At 65.1% G+C, this 17,071-nt stretch carries 16 protein-coding genes; 8 read left to right on the top strand and 8 right to left on the bottom strand.

From position 1 onward, the window contains the following. The first annotated feature begins 8 nt into the window (after nt 1-8). Genes ACFOOQ_RS14505 through ACFOOQ_RS14515 form a run of 3 tightly spaced genes read left to right on the top strand, consistent with a single transcriptional unit; the run spans nt 9 to nt 3,920 of the window. Nucleotides 9-941 (top strand): ABC transporter permease, encoded by a 933-nt coding sequence (locus tag ACFOOQ_RS14505; protein WP_379727911.1) that lies wholly within the window; start codon nt 9-11, stop codon nt 939-941. Further along, entirely contained in the window at nt 938-1,828 is an 891-nt protein-coding gene (locus tag ACFOOQ_RS14510) for an ABC transporter permease (RefSeq protein WP_379727913.1), read from the top strand. The genes ACFOOQ_RS14505 and ACFOOQ_RS14510 overlap by 4 nt, the downstream gene beginning before the upstream one ends. After that, nucleotides 1,821-3,920, top strand: coding sequence for an ABC transporter ATP-binding protein (locus ACFOOQ_RS14515; RefSeq protein WP_379727915.1), 2,100 nt, complete (start codon nt 1,821-1,823; stop codon nt 3,918-3,920). The genes ACFOOQ_RS14510 and ACFOOQ_RS14515 overlap by 8 nt, the downstream gene beginning before the upstream one ends. A gap of 8 nt (nt 3,921-3,928) precedes the next feature. Here the strand turns inward: ACFOOQ_RS14515 and ACFOOQ_RS14520 are convergent, their stop codons facing one another. The 8 genes from ACFOOQ_RS14520 to ACFOOQ_RS14555 form a co-directional block, all read right to left on the bottom strand. Next, nucleotides 3,929-4,342: a hypothetical protein gene (locus ACFOOQ_RS14520; RefSeq protein WP_379727917.1), complete on the bottom strand. Its 414-nt coding sequence runs from the start codon at nt 4,340-4,342 to the stop codon at nt 3,929-3,931. Nucleotides 4,343-4,358: 16 nt separating this feature from the next. Continuing rightward, the gene (locus ACFOOQ_RS14525) at nt 4,359-6,047 is read right to left on the bottom strand and encodes a thiamine pyrophosphate-binding protein (protein ID WP_379727919.1); all 1,689 of its coding nucleotides are present in this window, start codon (nt 6,045-6,047) and stop codon (nt 4,359-4,361) included. Nucleotides 6,048-6,069: 22 nt separating this feature from the next. Beyond that, nucleotides 6,070-6,393: an NIPSNAP family protein gene (locus tag ACFOOQ_RS14530; RefSeq protein ID WP_379727923.1), complete on the bottom strand. Its 324-nt coding sequence runs from the start codon at nt 6,391-6,393 to the stop codon at nt 6,070-6,072. A gap of 129 nt (nt 6,394-6,522) precedes the next feature. Next, nucleotides 6,523-7,305, bottom strand: a complete 783-nt coding sequence (locus tag ACFOOQ_RS14535) for an ABC transporter ATP-binding protein (RefSeq protein WP_379727925.1) — start codon at nt 7,303-7,305, stop codon at nt 6,523-6,525. Beyond that, nucleotides 7,302-8,357: an ABC transporter substrate-binding protein gene (locus tag ACFOOQ_RS14540; RefSeq protein WP_379727927.1), complete on the bottom strand. Its 1,056-nt coding sequence runs from the start codon at nt 8,355-8,357 to the stop codon at nt 7,302-7,304. Before ACFOOQ_RS14540 ends, ACFOOQ_RS14535 begins: the two co-directional genes overlap by 4 nt. A 43-nt stretch (nt 8,358-8,400) precedes the next feature. Beyond that, nucleotides 8,401-9,177 (bottom strand): ABC transporter permease, encoded by a 777-nt coding sequence (locus tag ACFOOQ_RS14545; RefSeq protein ID WP_379727929.1) that lies wholly within the window; start codon nt 9,175-9,177, stop codon nt 8,401-8,403. Further along, entirely contained in the window at nt 9,174-10,025 is an 852-nt protein-coding gene (locus ACFOOQ_RS14550) for an alpha/beta fold hydrolase (protein ID WP_379727931.1), read from the bottom strand. Before ACFOOQ_RS14550 ends, ACFOOQ_RS14545 begins: the two co-directional genes overlap by 4 nt. Before the next feature lie 5 nt (nt 10,026-10,030). Beyond that, nucleotides 10,031-10,999: a cupin domain-containing protein gene (locus ACFOOQ_RS14555; RefSeq protein ID WP_379727933.1), complete on the bottom strand. Its 969-nt coding sequence runs from the start codon at nt 10,997-10,999 to the stop codon at nt 10,031-10,033. A gap of 169 nt (nt 11,000-11,168) precedes the next feature. Between ACFOOQ_RS14555 and ACFOOQ_RS14560 the strand changes: the two genes are divergently transcribed. The 5 genes from ACFOOQ_RS14560 to ACFOOQ_RS14580 all read left to right on the top strand — a co-directional run bounded on the left by ACFOOQ_RS14560 (nt 11,169) and on the right by ACFOOQ_RS14580 (nt 17,054). Continuing rightward, a complete protein-coding gene (locus tag ACFOOQ_RS14560; RefSeq protein ID WP_379727935.1) occupies nt 11,169-12,104 on the top strand; it encodes a LysR family transcriptional regulator in 936 nt (311 codons plus the stop codon). Nucleotides 12,105-12,167: 63 nt separating this feature from the next. Next, a complete protein-coding gene (locus tag ACFOOQ_RS14565; protein WP_379727937.1) occupies nt 12,168-13,355 on the top strand; it encodes a pyridoxal phosphate-dependent aminotransferase in 1,188 nt (395 codons plus the stop codon). Between the two features lie 194 nt (nt 13,356-13,549). After that, nucleotides 13,550-13,888: a P-II family nitrogen regulator gene (locus ACFOOQ_RS14570; RefSeq protein WP_379727939.1), complete on the top strand. Its 339-nt coding sequence runs from the start codon at nt 13,550-13,552 to the stop codon at nt 13,886-13,888. 80 nt (nt 13,889-13,968) lie between these two features. Beyond that, nucleotides 13,969-15,378 (top strand): type I glutamate--ammonia ligase, encoded by a 1,410-nt coding sequence (glnA, locus tag ACFOOQ_RS14575; protein WP_379727941.1) that lies wholly within the window; start codon nt 13,969-13,971, stop codon nt 15,376-15,378. Between the two features lie 185 nt (nt 15,379-15,563). After that, nucleotides 15,564-17,054 (top strand): TrkH family potassium uptake protein, encoded by a 1,491-nt coding sequence (locus tag ACFOOQ_RS14580; RefSeq protein WP_379727943.1) that lies wholly within the window; start codon nt 15,564-15,566, stop codon nt 17,052-17,054. Nucleotides 17,055-17,071: the final 17 nt, after the last annotated feature.

Below are 17,071 nucleotides of genomic sequence, written 5' to 3' on the forward strand. Positions count from 1 at the left end.
CCGGACCCGTGCTGCATTTCGTACTGCGACGCCTCGGCATCACCGTCCTCACCATGCTGGCGGTGTCGATGCTCGTCTTCCTGCTGCTTGAATTCGACCCCGGCTCGGTCGCCGTCAAGGTGCTCGGCCCCTACAGCAGCGAGGAACAGCGCCAGCTGTGGATGGCCGCGCATGGCTATCTCGACCCGCTGTGGCAGCGTTACCTTACCTGGCTCGGCCATGTAGTGACCGGCGATTTCGGCGAGAGTATCCGCTTCAAGGTGCCGGTCGGCGAGGTACTGTGGCCGCGGCTGTGGAACACGGCGATCCTCGCCTTCTGGACCTTCGCCGTGCTGATCCCGATGTCACTGCTGCTCGGCGTGCTGGCCGGCATGCGCGAGGGCTCGCGGCTCGACCGCGCCATTTCGGTGACCAGTATCATCACCACCTCGATCCCGGAATTCGCCAGCGCGGTGTTCCTCGCCGCCATTTTCGTGTTCGGCCTGCATGTGCTGCCCGGCACCTCGGCGATGTCGTCGGGCTTCGATCCGATGCAGCTCGTCCTGCCGGTCATGGTGCTGGTGCTCTACGACATCGGCTATGTCACCCGCATGACGCGGGCTTCGATGGCCGAGGTAATGATCTCGCCCTATATCCGCACGGCGTTTCTCAAGGGTTTGCCTTTCCACCGGGTCATCATTCGCCATGGCCTGCGCAATGCACTGATCCCGCCGTTCACCGTGATCATGCTGCAGATCAACTGGCTGCTGTCGGGCGTCGTCGTCGTCGAATTCTTCTTCGCCTACAAGGGATTCGGCGCCCTGCTGCTGGAAGCCTCACTGAATCAGGACATCTACCTGATCCAGGGCTGTGCCATGGTCGCCGTGCTGGTGGCGGTGACCACCCAGACGCTGGCCGATATCGGCTACACTTATCTCAATCCGCGGATCCGGCTGCAATGAGCGCTACCGACCAGACTGCCCGGCCCCTGCTGCCGCCCCGGCTGATGCGTTTCTTCCGCATGATCGCCCTGCTGCGTGAGAGCCCGATCGCCATGACTGGCGTCGCCATCATCCTGTTCTGGGTAATCGTCGCGGTCTTCGCCCCACTGCTGGCGCCCTTCGACCCGAACGCCACCCTGCAGCCCTTCGCCCGGCCGGGTACGGCCTATGCCGCCGGGCGCGGCACCTTCTGGCTCGGCAGCGACAACCTCGGCCGCGACATCCTCTCGCGCATCATCTGGGGCTCGCGCACCGTGCTGTTCTATGGTTTTGTCGCCACCGCCTGCGCCTATGCGCTCGGCATCCTGATGGGACTGGCGGCCGGCTATTACCGCGGCTGGCTCGACGAGGTGCTGTCCCGCATCGGCGACATCATCCTGTCGTTTCCGATCCTCGTGCTCTACGTGGTGATCATCGCCACCATCGGCGCATCGGGCATCAACATCGTGCTGGCCGTCACCTTCGCCTCGGCACCCGGCATCATGCGCATCGTGCGCGGCCTGGTGTTGGAAATCCGCGAACGTGACTATGTCGCCGCCGCCCAGATGCGCGGCGAGAGCGGCTGGTACATCATGTTCGTCGAGATCCTGCCCAATGCCCGCGGCCCGCTGATCGTCGATGCCTGCCTGCGCATGGGCTATGTGACCATCACCATCGGCGTGCTCGGCTTTCTCGGCCTTGGCCTGCCGCCGCCCGATCCCGACTGGGGCGGCATGGTCAACCAGGCCCGCTCGATGGCGCTCGCCTTCCCCTACATGACGGTGCTGCCCTGCATCGCCATCTCGTCGCTGGTGCTCGGCCTCAACCTGCTGGCCGACGGCCTGAGGGAGATATCGCTGCGTGACTGACCAGACCAGATCCGCCCCCGCCATCCGTGAGCCCGTCCTCGAACTGGACAGCCTGCGCATCTCGTATTTCACCCGCGCCGGCGAGATCAACGTGGTGCCCGGCCTCGACCTAAAACTCTACCCCGGCGAAGCGATCGGCCTGGTCGGCGAAAGCGGCTGCGGCAAGTCGACCATCGGCTATGCCATCATGCGCTACCTCGGCGGTGCCGGCCGCATCATGAACGGCCGGGTACTCTTTGAGGGCCGCGATCTCTATGAGCTCGACGCCGATGCGCTGCGTCGCCTGCGCGGCAACCGCATGGCCATGGTCTATCAGGACCCGATGTCGAGCCTGAACCCGACCATGACCGTCGGCGAACAACTGATGGAAGTGCCGGTCTATCATGACGGTGCCAGCCGGCAGCAAGCTTACGACCGCGCGCTGACCATGCTGGACGAGGTCAACCTGCCCGATCCGGCCTCGATCATGGCGCGCTACCCGCACCAACTCTCTGGCGGCCAGCAGCAGCGCGTGGTGATCGCCATGGCGCTGATGGCCAAACCGGCCCTGCTGATCATGGACGAGCCGACCACCGGTCTTGACGTAACCGTCGAGGCCGCCGTGCTCGACCTGATCGCCACCCTGCGCCGCAAGCACAAGACCTCGATCGTCTTCATCAGCCACAATCTCGGCACCGTGGTGCGCATCTGCGACCGCATCGGCGTGCTCTATGCCGGCGAGCTGGTCGAGGAAGGCCCGATCAGGGAGGTCTTCCGCGATCCGCGTCATCCCTACACCCGTGGCCTGCTGAGCTGCCTGCCGACACTCGATGCCGACAAGCATTCCGCGCCGCTGGTGCCGATCCGCGGTTCGGTCACCGTGCCGCGCAACCGCCCGCCCGGCTGCGTCTTCGCCACGCGCTGCGAATTCAAGCGCGAGGGACTGTGTACCTCCGATACCATCCCGATGGGTCTGGCGCCGGACTCGCAGCGCCACCGTGTGCGCTGCGCCCGCCAGTTCGAGCTGCCGGCCCCGCAGCAGACAGTCAATCCGGAGGAAGCCGCCGAACGCGCCGCGGCTGCCGCCGAGCCGCTGCTGGAAATCGACGACCTGCGCAAATACTACGACCAGTCCGCTGGCATGGGCTTCATCGGCAACGAGACGGTGCAGGTAAAGGCCCTCGACGGTATCAGCCTGCGCGCCCGGCGCGGCGAGACGCTCGCCATCGTCGGCGAGAGCGGCTGTGGCAAGTCGACTCTGGCGAAAGTGCTGACCGGCCTTGAGACCGCGACCGGCGGCAAGGTCGCGCTCGACGAGATCGATCTCACCGACATGGGCGTCGCGAAACGCCCCGACGAGGTGATCCGCCGCCTGCAGATGGTGTTCCAGAACCCGGATTCGACGCTCAACCCCAGTCATACCATCGGCTATACGCTGGAGCGGCCGCTGCGCCAGTTCGCCAATCTCGACGGCGAAAAACTAAAGGCGAAGGTCAAGGCGCTGCTGAAATCGGTCAACCTGCCGGCCGAATTCGCCCGCCGCAAGCCGCGTCAGCTCTCCGGCGGCCAGAAGCAGCGCGTCGCCATCGCGCGTGCGCTGGCCGGCAGCCCGGAGGTGATCATCGCCGACGAACCGGTCTCGGCGCTCGATGTCTCGGTGCAGGCCGCCATCATCAACCTGCTGGCCGAACTGCAGACCGAACGGCAGACGACACTGCTGTTCATCAGCCATGACCTGTCGGTGGTGCGTTATCTCGCCGATCGCGTCGCCGTGATGTATCTCGGCAAGATCATGGAATACGGCCGGGTCGGCGATGTCTTCGCCCCGCCCTATCACCCCTATACCGAGGCGTTGCTCTCCGCTGTACCGGTGGCCGACCCGAGCGTGAAGTCCAAGCGCATCGTGCTGGAAGGCAAGCCGCCCAGCGTGCTCGACCGCCCGCCCGGCTGTCCCTTCGCCGGCCGCTGCCACCGCAAGATCGGCGATATCTGCGACACGCAGGAACCGCCCGAGCAGCGTTTCGCCACCGGCCACCGCATCGCCTGCCACCTGCCCCGCGAGGAACTGGCCGGCATGGATCATGTGATCAATACGGTGGTGGCGGCGGAGTAGCGGCTATATCAGTCGCGCCAATGTGGACCGACAAGATCAATCGTGTTTGGCGATGGCTGAATAGGCTCGGCAATACGATGATGCTCCGGTAGACGAATACCTTTCGCGAACCAGGCGTGGAAGAAACCTTCGGACTGCTCCCACTTACGGTCACAATTCTCGGAGAACTGAAAATAAATCCGAGACCAATCGTCTTGGAACATAACACCGCCCATTGACGTACCGGCCGGCCAACCTGAGCCTCTGAGCAAATCACTCATCTGCCTCAACACATCATGTCGTTCTTCCGATACGGATGACCAGTCGAGGTCATAGCCTGTGATACAATCCGCACGACGCGGCTTCGCCTGACTATCTGCCGCCCAGCCAACCATCAACACTAGCAGCAGGCCCAATAGCGCGCTGACAGCCCTATCCGTCATCTGACGCTCTTGGTCATTACCGGTCGCTGTGGTGCGCCTTGGCCTTGATGCCGGCGGCGCGGATCTCACTCAAGGAGGCCCGCGGGGTCAGGGCTTCCGGGTCGAGCTTGATCTCGATGATCGCCGGCTTGTTGCTGGCCTGCGCGCGCCTGAAGGCTTCGGCGAAATCTTCCGTCTTTTCCACCGTCTCGCCATGGCCGCCATAGGCGCGCGCCAGCGCGGCAAAATCCGGATTGACCAGCGTGGTGCCGCTGATGCGCGCAGGATATTCGCGCTCCTGGTGCATGCGGATGGTACCATACATGCCGTTGTTGACCACCACGACGATGATATTGGCGCCATACTGGATGGCGGTGGCGAATTCCTGCCCGGTCATCATGAAGCAGCCGTCACCGGCGAAGGCCACCACGGTACGCTCAGGGTTGATGATCTTGGCGGCAACCGCCGCCGGCACGCCATAGCCCATCGAGCCCGAGGTCGGCGCCAGCTGGCCGCTGTGGCGACGGTAACGGTGGAAGCGATGCACCCAGGTGGCATAATTGCCGGCGCCGTTGGTGAAGACGGCATCCTCCGGCAGGTTGGCGTCGAGCCACTGGATGATGCTGCCCATCTGCACCGGACCCGGCGAAGTGCCGGGCTTCTGCCAGGCCTCATACTCGGCGCGCGCCTGCTTCACGGCCGCGGCCCGGCTGCCCTTCCCCTGCACCGGCCCCATCGCGGCCAGCGCTGCGACGAAGGCGGCGTTCGAGGCATTGATCGCCAGGGTCGCCGAATAGACACGGTTCAATTCCTCAGCGCCGGCATGCACATGCACGATGGTCTGCCCGGGCACCGGGATGTCGATCATGGTGTAGCCGCCGGTGGCCATCTCGCCGAGCTTGGAGCCCATCACCAGCAGGAGGTCGGCTTCCTTGACGCGCTGCTGCAGCTTCGGGTTGATGCCGATGCCGACATCGCCGACATACCCCGGCCAGTCGTTGTCGAGGTAATCCTGGCGGCGGAACACCGCGCCGACCGGGATTTCCGAGGCTTCCGCCCAGGCCTGCACCTGGCTGCGCACATCCTCGCTCCAGCCGCTGCCACCGACGATCATCAGCGGACGTTCGGCGGCCTGCAGCATGGCTTTCAGCTGCGCCATCTGGGCCGGGGCCGGATAGGCCTCGACCGGCTGCACCGGCCGGCCGTCCATGCAGTCGACCACATCGGTCAGCATGTCTTCCGGCAGGGCCAGCACGACGGGCCCGCGGCGGCCCGACATGGCCACCGAGAAGGCGCGGGCGATGAATTCCGGGATGCGGGCAGCGTCGTCGATCTGCGCCACCCATTTGGCCATCTGGCCGAACATGCGGCGATAGTCGATTTCCTGGAAGGCCTCGCGCTCGATCATGTCGCGGCCGACCTGGCCGATGAACAGGATCATCGGCGTCGAATCCTGATAGGCGACATGCACGCCGGCCGAAGCGTTGGTGGCGCCGGGGCCGCGGGTGACCATGCAGATGCCAGGCCGGCCCGTGGTCTTGCCATAGGCATCGGCCATCATGGCGGCGCCGCCTTCCTGGCGGCAGATCACGAACTTCATGTGGTTGGTGTGGTCATGCAGGGCGTCGAGCACGGCCAGAAAACTCTCGCCGGGCACGCCGAACATGGTGTCCACGCCATGCAGCCGAAGCTGCTCCACAAGAATCTGGCCGCCACTGCGTTTCATGGTCTGCGATACTCCCTTGCGGTCAGCGCTTGATCGGTGCGAAGGCGGCCGGGGTCATCAGGCGGTTTTCCTGATTGATCAGGTAGCCGGCCTCGGCGCTCTTCTTCAGATAGGCCTGCCAGTCGGGATCGGCCTGCATGGCGGCGCGCTTCGTCTCGCGGTCGGCGGCGCTGTCATAGACCCAGATATGGATGTAGGTGTTGATCGGCCCGGTCTCGGTGATCAGGTAGGCCAGCGGCTCGCCGAGATGGCGCTTCTGCGGCGCGAGGCCATACTTCTCGTAGATTTCCAGATGGGCCTTGATGGTGCCCGGGCGGCACGTATAGGTGCGTACATCCATCAGCATGGGTCGATCCTCGTTCCGGTTCCTGCACAGGGCCCGGCGCTGCCGGGGTTTTACCGTATACGGCGATGCCGGCCCCCGAGCAATCGGTAGAGGTCGTGCTGCAGATGCGAAATTGTCTGGCGCAGCCGTTCAGTCATGCACGCCGAGCAGGCTGCTGATATGGCGGACATGCTCCATGAATGCCGCCTCGGTGCGCATGCCGGTATGGCGCGGCCGCGGCAGGTCGATACGGATGTCTTCCAGGATGGTACCGGGCCGGCCGCTCATCACCAGCACGCGGTCGGCGAGGAACACCGCCTCGGCGACACTATGGGTGATCAGCAGGGTCGCCTTCTTCGTTTCGCTCCAGATGCGCATCAGTTCGACATTCATCTGGTCGCGGGTGAGCGCATCCAGCGCGCCGAACGGCTCGTCCATCAAGAGAAACGGCGGGTCGTAGATCAGCGCCCGGCACAGCGCGACGCGCTGCTGCATGCCACCCGACAGCTGGCGCGGCCAGGATTTCGCAAAGGCCTCAAGGCCTGCCAGCTTCAGCAGGGCCTGCGCCTTGTCGATATAGTCCCGGCGCTTCAGCCCCAGCGCATCGATCGGGAACAGCACGTTATCGAGCACCGTGCGCCATTTCATCAGTACCGGCGCCTGGAACACCATGCCGATGTCCGGCGTCGGCTCGGTGACGACCTCGCCGAAGCGGCGGACCAGCCCGTCGCTCGGCGGCTCGATGCCGGAAATGATCTTCAGCAGGGTCGACTTGCCGCAGCCGCTGGGGCCGACAATGCAGACGAATTCATGCCGCCCAACCGTCAGGCTGACATCGCGCAAAGCCACGGTGCCGCCGGACCGCGAGGCGTAGCGCTTGGCCAGCCCCGCGATCTCGATGGCCGGTATCTGGATGTCCTGCTGCACCGTCATACCGACTTTGGCTTCTGCCCGGCCGTGACAAAGCTGTTGGTGTAGATGTCGTCCGCCGCGACATTGCCGGCCAGATCGAAATAGCCCTTCATGATCTCGATGGTGCGCGCCATCTTGTCCTTCGACATCGGGCCGATGCCATGCTGGTGCACTTCCGGCACCACCAGATGCGCGATGGCAACATCGAGGCCGGCGCGGGTCAGATCCGGGTCGAGCTGGGGGTTATGCTTGAGGAAGATCTTCACGGCATCGTCGCGGTTGTCGATGGCGAAGATCATCGCCTCGACCATGGCGTCGTTGAAGTCCTTCACCAGCTTCGGGTCGTCCTTCAGCAGGTCGTCGCGGGTCAGCATGCCGTTGCTGTAGACGTCGACGCCGAAATCCGAGAACAGCACCTGCGAGGCATGCTTGCCCATCTTCTTCGCCGCCGCCTCGTAGATCGGCACGTTGACGGCATAGTCGCAGCAGGCATCGACCTGGCCGGCGAACAGCAGCGGGCGCTTGTTGGTGGTCTCGACGGTGACGAATTCGATCTTGTTGTAATCGATGCCGTTGATCTTGGCGACGGCACCGAGCGCGGTGCGCACCGCGTCGCCGGCATTGGCGGCGATCTTCAGGCCCTCGAGATCCTTCGGCGTCTTCAACGGCGGCTCGCGCAGGCTGACCACCGTCATCATGTTCTGGTAGTGCACCATGCTGGTCAGCTTGACCGGCATGCCGCGGCCGCGCGCCAGCACGGCGGTGCCGGCGTCGACGAAACCGAACTCTGCCCCCTTGCCGGCCACCTTCTGGGCAACGTCGGCCGAGCCCTTGCCCGAATTGAAGGTGACGTCGAGGCCGCGTTTGGCGAAATAGCCATTGTCGAGGGCCGCATAGAACAGCGCATGCTTGGAATAGGGTTTCACGTCGAGCAGGAAGGTGACGGCCTTCTTGCCCTGGGCGCGGGCGGTGCGCGACAGCCCCGGCAGGGCGGCGGCGCCTGCGGCACCGGCGGCCAGACCGGCAGCCATGCGGCCGAAGCTGCGGCGGGAAATCTTGCGGGTATCGGTCATGGCGGTTCTCCTTGGCTGGTCGGGCTGGGGCTGGGTCAGCGGTTTATCCGGCAGTGCGGTCGACGGCGGCATCCTCGGCCCATGGCACCGCCCGCCATTCGATCAGCCGGATCAGGCCGAACAACGCGAACGACATCAGTGACAGCAGCAGGATGGCCGCGAACGACATCGCGGTATTGAACTCGGAATTGGCGATCATCAGGGCATGGCCGAGGCCGGCCTCGCTGGAGACGAATTCGGCGACCACGGCACCGATCACCGACAGGGTCATGGCCACCTTCATGCCGGAGAAGACCGATGGCGCCGCATGCGGCAGACCGATCATCCAGAATTCCCTCAGCCGCGGCGTGCGCAGCACGCGCGACAGCATGATCAGGTCGCGGTCCACCGTGGTCAGCCCCATCACGGCATTGACCACGACGGGGAAGAAGGCGACCGAGGCGATCACCACCACCTGGAACTTCAGGCCGAAGCCGAGGAAAATGATCAGTACCGGCGCCAGCGCCACCTTGGGCACGCCCTGCAGCAGCAGGATCAGCGGATAGAGCGTCAGGCGGAACAGCCGCGAGTAGGCAGTGATGGTGCCGAACAGCAACCCAAGGACCGTCGCCAGCAGGAACCCGAGCAGGGTCGAGCGCAGGGTGACGGCCGCCTGCTCGATGTAGAAGCCCGGCTTGAGCGCGATCTCCTTGAGGACCGCCAGCGGCGCCGGCACGATATAGGCCGGGATATCGAAGATCACCGACACTGCCTGCCACAGCACCAAAAGGGCCAGCAGGGTCAGCAGGCCGGACAGGGCAACCGACGCGCGCGACATCATGATCGCCCCTCCCCGGCTGGGGACAGCCCGGCAATGAAGCCGCCCAGCGCCGCGTTGAAAGCTTCCGGCTTCTCCAGATAGACGGCATGGCCGGCACCGGCGATCTCATGGACCGGCGCCTGCGGGCGCAGGGCGACGACGGCGCGGTTGCGCTCCGGCGGCGTGATCACATCATCGCTGCCGTAGATGATCTGCAGCGGCAGGCTTGCGGCGAAGCGCGCCACATCGGCCTTCACGTCGCCGGTGGCCAGCATGTTCACCGCCTGGGTGTAACCATCGGGCCGCACCGATCCCATGGTATCGACCACGCGGGCGATCATCGCGGGCGTCGCCTGCGGACCCAGCAGGCGCGGGCCGCGCTTTTCAGCCATGGCGCGTGGACCCATGGCGATCAGGTCAGCCAGACGCTGTGTGATGAAATCCTGCCGCTCGGTGTCCGACAGGTGCGCATTGCCGACAGCGATACTGGCCAGGGTCAGTGACCGCACCCGCTGCGGATATGCGGCGGCGAAGCGTGCCGCCACCAGGGCACCAAGCGAGTGGCCAAGCAGATGGCAGCTCTGCACGCCCAACGCATCGAGGAAGGCCGCCAGTGCCGCGGCATAGTCGCCAGCGCCGGGCTGCGGCATCGGCAGATTGGTGCTGTCGCCATAGCCCGGCGCATCCCAGGCGGTGACCCGGTAGCCGGCGGACAATGCGGCCAACTGGTCGCGGAAGGCCCGCGCCGCCGAGCCGATGCCATGCAGCAGCACCAGCGGGGTGCCGCTGCCGGCCTCGAGATACGAAATCCTGCCGGCCGCGGTATTCAGCAGGCGCGGCGTCAGCTCGTGGCCGCGCAGGTCGGGCATCTCCGTCATGCCGCGGTGAAGGCCACGGTTTCCGGCGCCGGCGAGCCGACCACCATGGTGAAACGCGCATCGGCAGGGCCGTCATTGCGGAAATAATGCGCGCGGCCGGCCGGATTGAAGATCAGGTCGCGGGTGCCGAGGCGCTGCTCGACCGTCTTGCCGTTCTCTTCCCAGCCCACGGTGACGGTGCCGTCGAGCACGAAATAGACATCCTCGACGTCGCGGCTGTAGGCCTTGATACCGGCGCCTTTCGACAGATGGATCATCTCCATGCGGTAATGCTGCGGCGGCGCGGCCTGCTCGCCGATATAGGTCATGCTGGCGAAGCCGGCCTTGTGCCAGACCGGCACGCGATCGCGATAGCGCACCAGATACTGGGCCAACTCGCGCTGGCGGAAGTCGCTGCTGTCGGGATTGAACGGGATGATCTTGTCGGGCCCGGCGCCGGCGCCAAACCGGCGCGCCGCCTCGATACCCTTGTCGCGCGGATGGCAGACATAGACCGGCGGCTGCGGCTTGCCGCTGCCCACCGTGATCTGCATCAGCACCGGCTCGACGCCGTCATTGCGGAAACCATGCGGGCGGCCGAGCTTGTTCAGCACCAGGTCGCCCGGCGCCAGCTTGGCCTCGATCACCTCGTCGCCCCAGACCCAGCCGACAGTCAGCACGCCCTCGAGGATCAGGAAATGCTCGACGACCTCATGGGAATGCGAGGCGGCGAACTTGCCCGGCGGCTGGTGCACCATGCTGAAAGTGAACTTGCCGGCCGGCAGGGTCGCCGGGTCATTCACCTTGGGCGAGCCGCCGCCGCCGATGTAACGCATCTGGCAGCGCGCCAGATCGGGGAAATCGCGGCTGGCGGGAAAGGCGTCCCAGTCGAAGGTCTTGTCGGTATAGCGGCCGATCAGGCCCTTCATGTCCTGCGCGAGGCTGCTGCCTGCCGCCTGCGAACCGTCTTCCAGTGCCATTGCCATGGATCCCTCCTGTACCGCCGTCCCCGGAGGCCACGGCTGCGCGATGAACACGCTGCCAGCGACTCAATACCGTCGGCCCGATCATGAAAGCCCGATGACGTTGCAACCTCAATCAAAATAGACTTAACTTAAAGTTAAGTCCTACCGCTTGAAAAACCACGATATTTCCATGCCGCTCGAAGCCGTCACCGCCCGCCATTTCGAGATCTTCCTGACCATGGCGCTCAGTCGCAACATGGCGGAAGCGGCTGATACGCTTGGCGTTTCGCAGGCCGCGGTGAGCAAGAGCCTGAAGGTGCTGGAGCAGGAAACCGGGCTTTCACTGTTCCGGCTGGTCAAGGGCCGCCTCACGCCGACCCAGGAGGCCGAGCGCCTGTTGCCGTTTGCCCAGCGCGCGCTCGACCATCTCGACCGCGCCCGCCGCGTGGCGCTGGAACTGCGCGGCGGCGACATCGGCCAGATCGTGCTCGGCGTCGCCGGACCGGCACTGGTCTCCATCGTGCCGCTGGCGATCGAGCGCTTCCGCGCCGCCTGGCCCGGCATCCGCATAGAGATCCAGATCGACAGCACGCTCGGCCTGCTCGACAAGGTGGCCGGTAACGAGGTCGATATCGGCATCGGTACCCCGCCGGTGCAGGAGATCGATGCCCGCGTGGTGCAGCTCTGCACCGTGCGCGATGTCTGCGAGACCACCCTGGTCGCCGCCCTGCCGAAACAGCACCGGCTGGCCGGCCGCCCCTTCATCCGTCCGGCCGACCTCGCCGACGAAACCCTGATCGGCCTGCCCGACAGTTCGGCGACCACGCATCTGATCGCGGCGATGTTCCAGCAGGCCCGCGTCGCCCGGCCGCCGCAGATCGTCGCCGCCAATGCCATCGGCGTCTGCAGCTTGGTGCAGCAGAACCTCGGCGTCGGGCTGATGAATCCGCTGATGCTGACGCAGGGCATCTTTCCCGGCGTGGTGGCACGGCCGTTCCGGCCCCGCATCGTGCTGCGCACCTGCATCTACTATTCGCGGCTGCATCCGCCCTCGCCGCCGATGGCCGGCTTCATCGACTGTCTGGTCCGGGCCGCCAAGGCCGCACAGGCCATGGTGAAAAGCTAGGCCGGCGACCCTTGCGGCGCCCTGCCGCCATGCCTTAAATCGCCGGACCAGGGAGGACCCGGAATGCAGATTGCAGCGCGTATGTCGCGACTGGGCACCGAAAGTGCCTTCGAAGTGCTGGCCCGCGCCAAGGCGCTGGAGGCCCAGGGTAAATCCGTCATCAATCTCGGCATCGGCCAGCCCGACTTCCCCACCCCGCCCCATGTGGTCGAGGCCGCCATCAAGGCGCTGCGCGACGGCCATCACGGCTACACGCCGGCCAATGGCATCCTGCCGTTGCGCGAGGCGGTCTGCGCCGAGATTGCCGCGCGCTATGGCAAGACAGTCTCGCCCGACCGCATCGTCATCGTGCCCGGCGGCAAGGTGACCATGGCCACCGCCATCGAGATGTTCGGCGAGCCCGGCGCCGAGATCATGTATCCCGACCCCGGCTTCCCGATCTACGAGAGCTTAGTCAACTACACCGGTGCCAAGGCCTGCGGCTATCCGCTGTTGGAAAAGGACGGCTTCGCCTTCCGCGCCGACGACCTGCTGGCCCGGATCACGCCGGCCACCCGGCTGCTGATCGTCAATTCGCCGGCCAACCCGACCGGCGGCGTCGCCCCGGCCGAGGAAGTGAAAAAGCTGGCGGAAGGGCTACAGCGTTTCCCAAATGTCGTGCTGATGGCCGACGAGATCTATTCGCGGCTGGTGCTGGACGGCGACGGCACCTATGCCAGCCTCATTCCCTATCTCGACCAGTTGCAGGACCGGCTGATCATCCTCGAAGGCTGGTCGAAGACCTATGCGATGACCGGCTGGCGGCTCGGCTGGGGCCTCTGGCCGCAGAAGCTGGCCGAGATCGCCACGCGGCTGGCCATCAACACCCATTCCTGCGTCAACGCCGCCACCCAGTTCGCCGGCATCGCCGCCCTGACCGGCCCGCAGGATGCGGTCGAGACCATGCGCCAGGCCTTCCGCCGCCGCCGCGACCTCTGCGTCGCCGGGCTGAACCAGATCGCCGGCATCAGCTGCATCCGTCCCGAGGGCGCCTTCTACGCCTTCCCCAATATCACCGGCACCGGGCTCAATGCCCGCCAGATCCAGGACGGCCTGCTGGAAGAAGCCGGCGTCGCCACCATTGCCGGCACCAGCTTTGGCCGTCATGGTGAGGGCTACGTGCGACTCAGCTTCGCGGCCTCGGATGAGGCGATTTCCGAGGCGCTGCAAAGGATTGCGGGCTTTCTGGCGGGACGGAAGCAGAAACATTAGGCATTTTTCTGCCTAATGTTTGCTCATTTCGCTTATTTCCTGCTCAATAGCCCCGCGAAAGATACCCACAGGAGTTCTGCCTCGGCGGGAATCCAGCGGGTTAAGGCCCGATTAAGACTGGCATGCACCATGCATAAACAAGGCGGACATCCAAATCGGGCAACCCCTTATCGACCAAAGCGTTGTAGGACCCAATGAAAAAAATCGAAGCCATCATCAAGCCGTTCAAACTGGACGAAGTGAAGGAAGCGCTGCACGAGATCGGCCTGCAGGGCCTGACCGTGACCGAAGCCAAGGGCTTCGGCCGCCAGAAGGGCCATACCGAGCTCTATCGCGGCGCCGAATATGTCGTCGACTTCCTGCCGAAGGTAAAGATCGAGGTCGTGCTGGATGACGGCATGGTCGAGAAGGCCGTCGAGGCCATCACCCAGGCGGCCCGCACCGGGCGCATCGGCGACGGCAAGATCTTCATTTCGACCGTCGAAGAGGTCATCCGCATCCGCACCGGCGAAAAGGGTGCGGAAGCGGTCTGACGGCGGGCAGAGTCTCCCCCGCCTTTCACGACTCTCCGTGAGTATCTTCAACCCAGGGAAGAAGCAGCAGGAAAACAGCCATGGCTGATGCAAAATCTGTAGTCAAGAAACTGAAGGAAGCCGAGACCAAGTACGTCGACTTCCGCTTTACCGACCCGCGCGGCAAGTGGCAGCACGTCGCTTTCGACATCGGCATGTGCGATGAGGACGCCCTGAAGGAAGGCATCATGTTCGACGGTTCGTCGATTGCCGGCTGGAAGGCGATCAACGAGTCCGACATGCTGCTGATGCCCGACCTCGACAGCCTGACCTTCGACCCGTTCGCCGCCCAGACCACCGCCGTGCTGTTCTGCGACGTGCTGAACCCCGGTGAAGGCACCCCCTACAACCGCTGCCCGCGCGGCATCGCCAAGGCGGCGCAGGCCTACATCAAGTCGGCCAAGATCGCCGACACCGCCTATTTCGGCCCGGAAGCCGAGTTCTTCGTGTTCGACGACGTCCGTTACAAGACCTCGATGAACGAGACCTTCGTCTACATGGACGACGTCGAGGGCGCCTACAACTCGGGCAAGGTCTACGAAGGCGGCAACATGGGCCATCGCGCCCCGATCAAGGGCGGCTACTTCCCGGTCGCCCCGCTCGACCAGGGCGGCGACCTGCGCTCGGAAATGCTGTCGACCATCGCCTCGATGGGCGTGGCGGTCGAAAAGCACCACCACGAGGTGGCGAACAGCCAGCATGAGCTGGGCGTGAAGTTCGACACCCTGCTGAAGTGCGCCGACGGCATGCAGATCTACAAGTACTGCGTCCACAACGTCGCCCATGCCTGGGGCAAGACCGCGACCTTCATGCCGAAGCCGGTCAAGGGCGACAACGGTTCGGGCATGCACGTCCACCAGTCGCTGTGGAAGGCGGGCAAGCCGCTGTTCGCCGGCAACAAGTATGCCGGCCTCAGCGACATGGCGCTGTACTACATCGGCGGCATCATCAAGCATGCCAAGGCGCTGAATGCCTTCACCAACCCGCTGACCAACAGCTACAAGCGCCTGATCCCCGGCTTCGAGGCTCCGGTGCTGCTGGCCTATTCGTCGCGCAACCGCTCGGCGTCCTGCCGCATCCCGTTCGGTGCCGGCGAGAAGGCGAAGCGCGTCGAGGTCCGCTTCCCCGATCCGGGTGCCAACCCGTATCTGGCCTATGCCGCCATGCTGATGGCCGGCCTCGACGGCATCAAGAACAAGATCCATCCGGGCGACCCGATGGACAAGAACCTCTACGAACTGCCGCCCGAGGAACTGAAGAACGTTCCGCAGGTCTGCGGCAGCCTCCGCGAGGCGCTTGAGAGCCTGGATGCCGATCGCGCCTTCCTGAAGACCGGCGGCGTGTTCACCGACGACTTCATCGACGCCTACATGGAGCTCAAGTGGGAGGAGGTGTACAACTTCGAACACACCCCGCACCCGATCGAGTTCTCCATGTACTACTCCGTCTAGGTACCTCCCAAGACGAACTTCCCTGGGCTCACGGTTTCGGCTGTGCAGTCCAATGGGCCCCGCCGGTTTCCTGCCGGCGGGGCCTTTTCTTTTGTGCGGGCCACTGCTGCGGACCGGATTCCCCGGCCTGTCAAGCGCGAAGGCCCTCTTGATTCCCGGCGGGCGCAAGACCACACTCCGCCGCCATGAGCACCGCCGTCGTCACCCAGCCGCAACTGCGGCGGGGCCCAGTCACCCTCGGGCCGATCCTGTATTTCGTCAGCGTCATCGTCTGCTGTTTCGGCGTGGCGATGCTGGCCCCCACCCTGCTCGACCTGGTCGACGGCAATTCCGATTACCGCATCTTTTTGCTCTGCGCGCTCGGTACCCTGTTCGTCGGCGTCACGGTGGCCATCGCCACGCGCAGCCAGGATACCGAGATGACGGTGCAGGAGACCATGCTGGCGGTGCCGGCCGCCTGGCTGACCGTCGCCCTGTGCAGCGCCGTCCCGCTGATGCTGTCGCAGTTCCAGCTCAGCCTGACCGATGCGATCTTCGAGGTGATGTCGGGCCTGACCGCCACCGGCTCGACGGTGATCGTCGGCCTTGACGAGGCGCCGCGCGGCCTGCTGCTGTGGCGTTTCCTGCTCGTCTGGTTCGGCGGCTTCGGCGTGGTCACCATCGCCGTGCTGCTGCTGCCGTTCCTGCGCATCGGCGGCCTGCAGCTGTTCAGCCTCGATCTCTCGGCGCAATCGGGCAAGTTTCTGCCACGCATAACCGAGGTGATCACCCAGATCGGCCTGATCTACATCGGCCTGACCGCGCTCTGCGCCTTCAGCTACTGGCTTGCCGGCATGAATGTGTTCGACGCCATCGGCCACGCCATGGCCGCGGTGGCCACCGGCGGCTTCTCGTCCCACGACGCCAGCATCGGCTATTTCCACAGTCCGGCCATCGAATGGATCAGCGTCGTCTTCATGGCGCTGAGCGCGATGCCCTTCGTACTCCACCTGCAGGCACTGCACGGCCAGCCCGGCCCGCTGGTCCGCGACAGCCAGGTGCGGCTGTTCCTCGGCATCATCGCCGGCGCCGTGGTGGCCCTGACCCTGTGGCAGATGGTCCATAACGGCGCCGGTTTTTCCACCGCGCTCCGCCAGGCCAGCTTCGCCTTCGTCTCGATCATCACCTGCACCGGCTTCACCTCTCCGGACTATGCCCAGTGGGGCGGTTTCCCGGAGCTGGTGATGCTGCTCGGCATGCTGGCCGGCGGCTGCACCGGATCCACTGCCGGCGGCATCAAGATGTTCCGCCTGCTCACCCTGGTGCAGATGCTGCGGGTGCAGATCCGTCGCCAGGTGTTTCCGCATGGCACCTTCCGCGTCACCTTCAATGGCGAAACAGTACCCGATCTCGCACGCTCGGGCGTCGCCAACTATTTCTTCATCTACATGTCCAGTTTCTTCCTGCTGTCGCTCGGCCTCACCGCCACCGGCATGGGCTTCATCGAAAGCCTGGGGTCCGCCGCCACGGCGCTGGGCGGCGTCGGTCCCGCGCTCGGCCCCAATGTCGGCCCCTGTTGCACGTACCAGAGCATCCCCGATGCGGCGAAGTGGATGATGGCGATCGGCATGCTGGCTGGCCGGCTGGAAATCCTGATCCTGATCATTCCGTTCAGCCGCTCGTTCTGGCGCCAGTAACCGCGCAACCGGCAGGG

The sequence above is a fragment of the Ferrovibrio xuzhouensis genome, assembly GCF_042648965.1.
GTDB classification, from domain to species: domain Bacteria; phylum Pseudomonadota; class Alphaproteobacteria; order Ferrovibrionales; family Ferrovibrionaceae; genus Ferrovibrio; species Ferrovibrio xuzhouensis.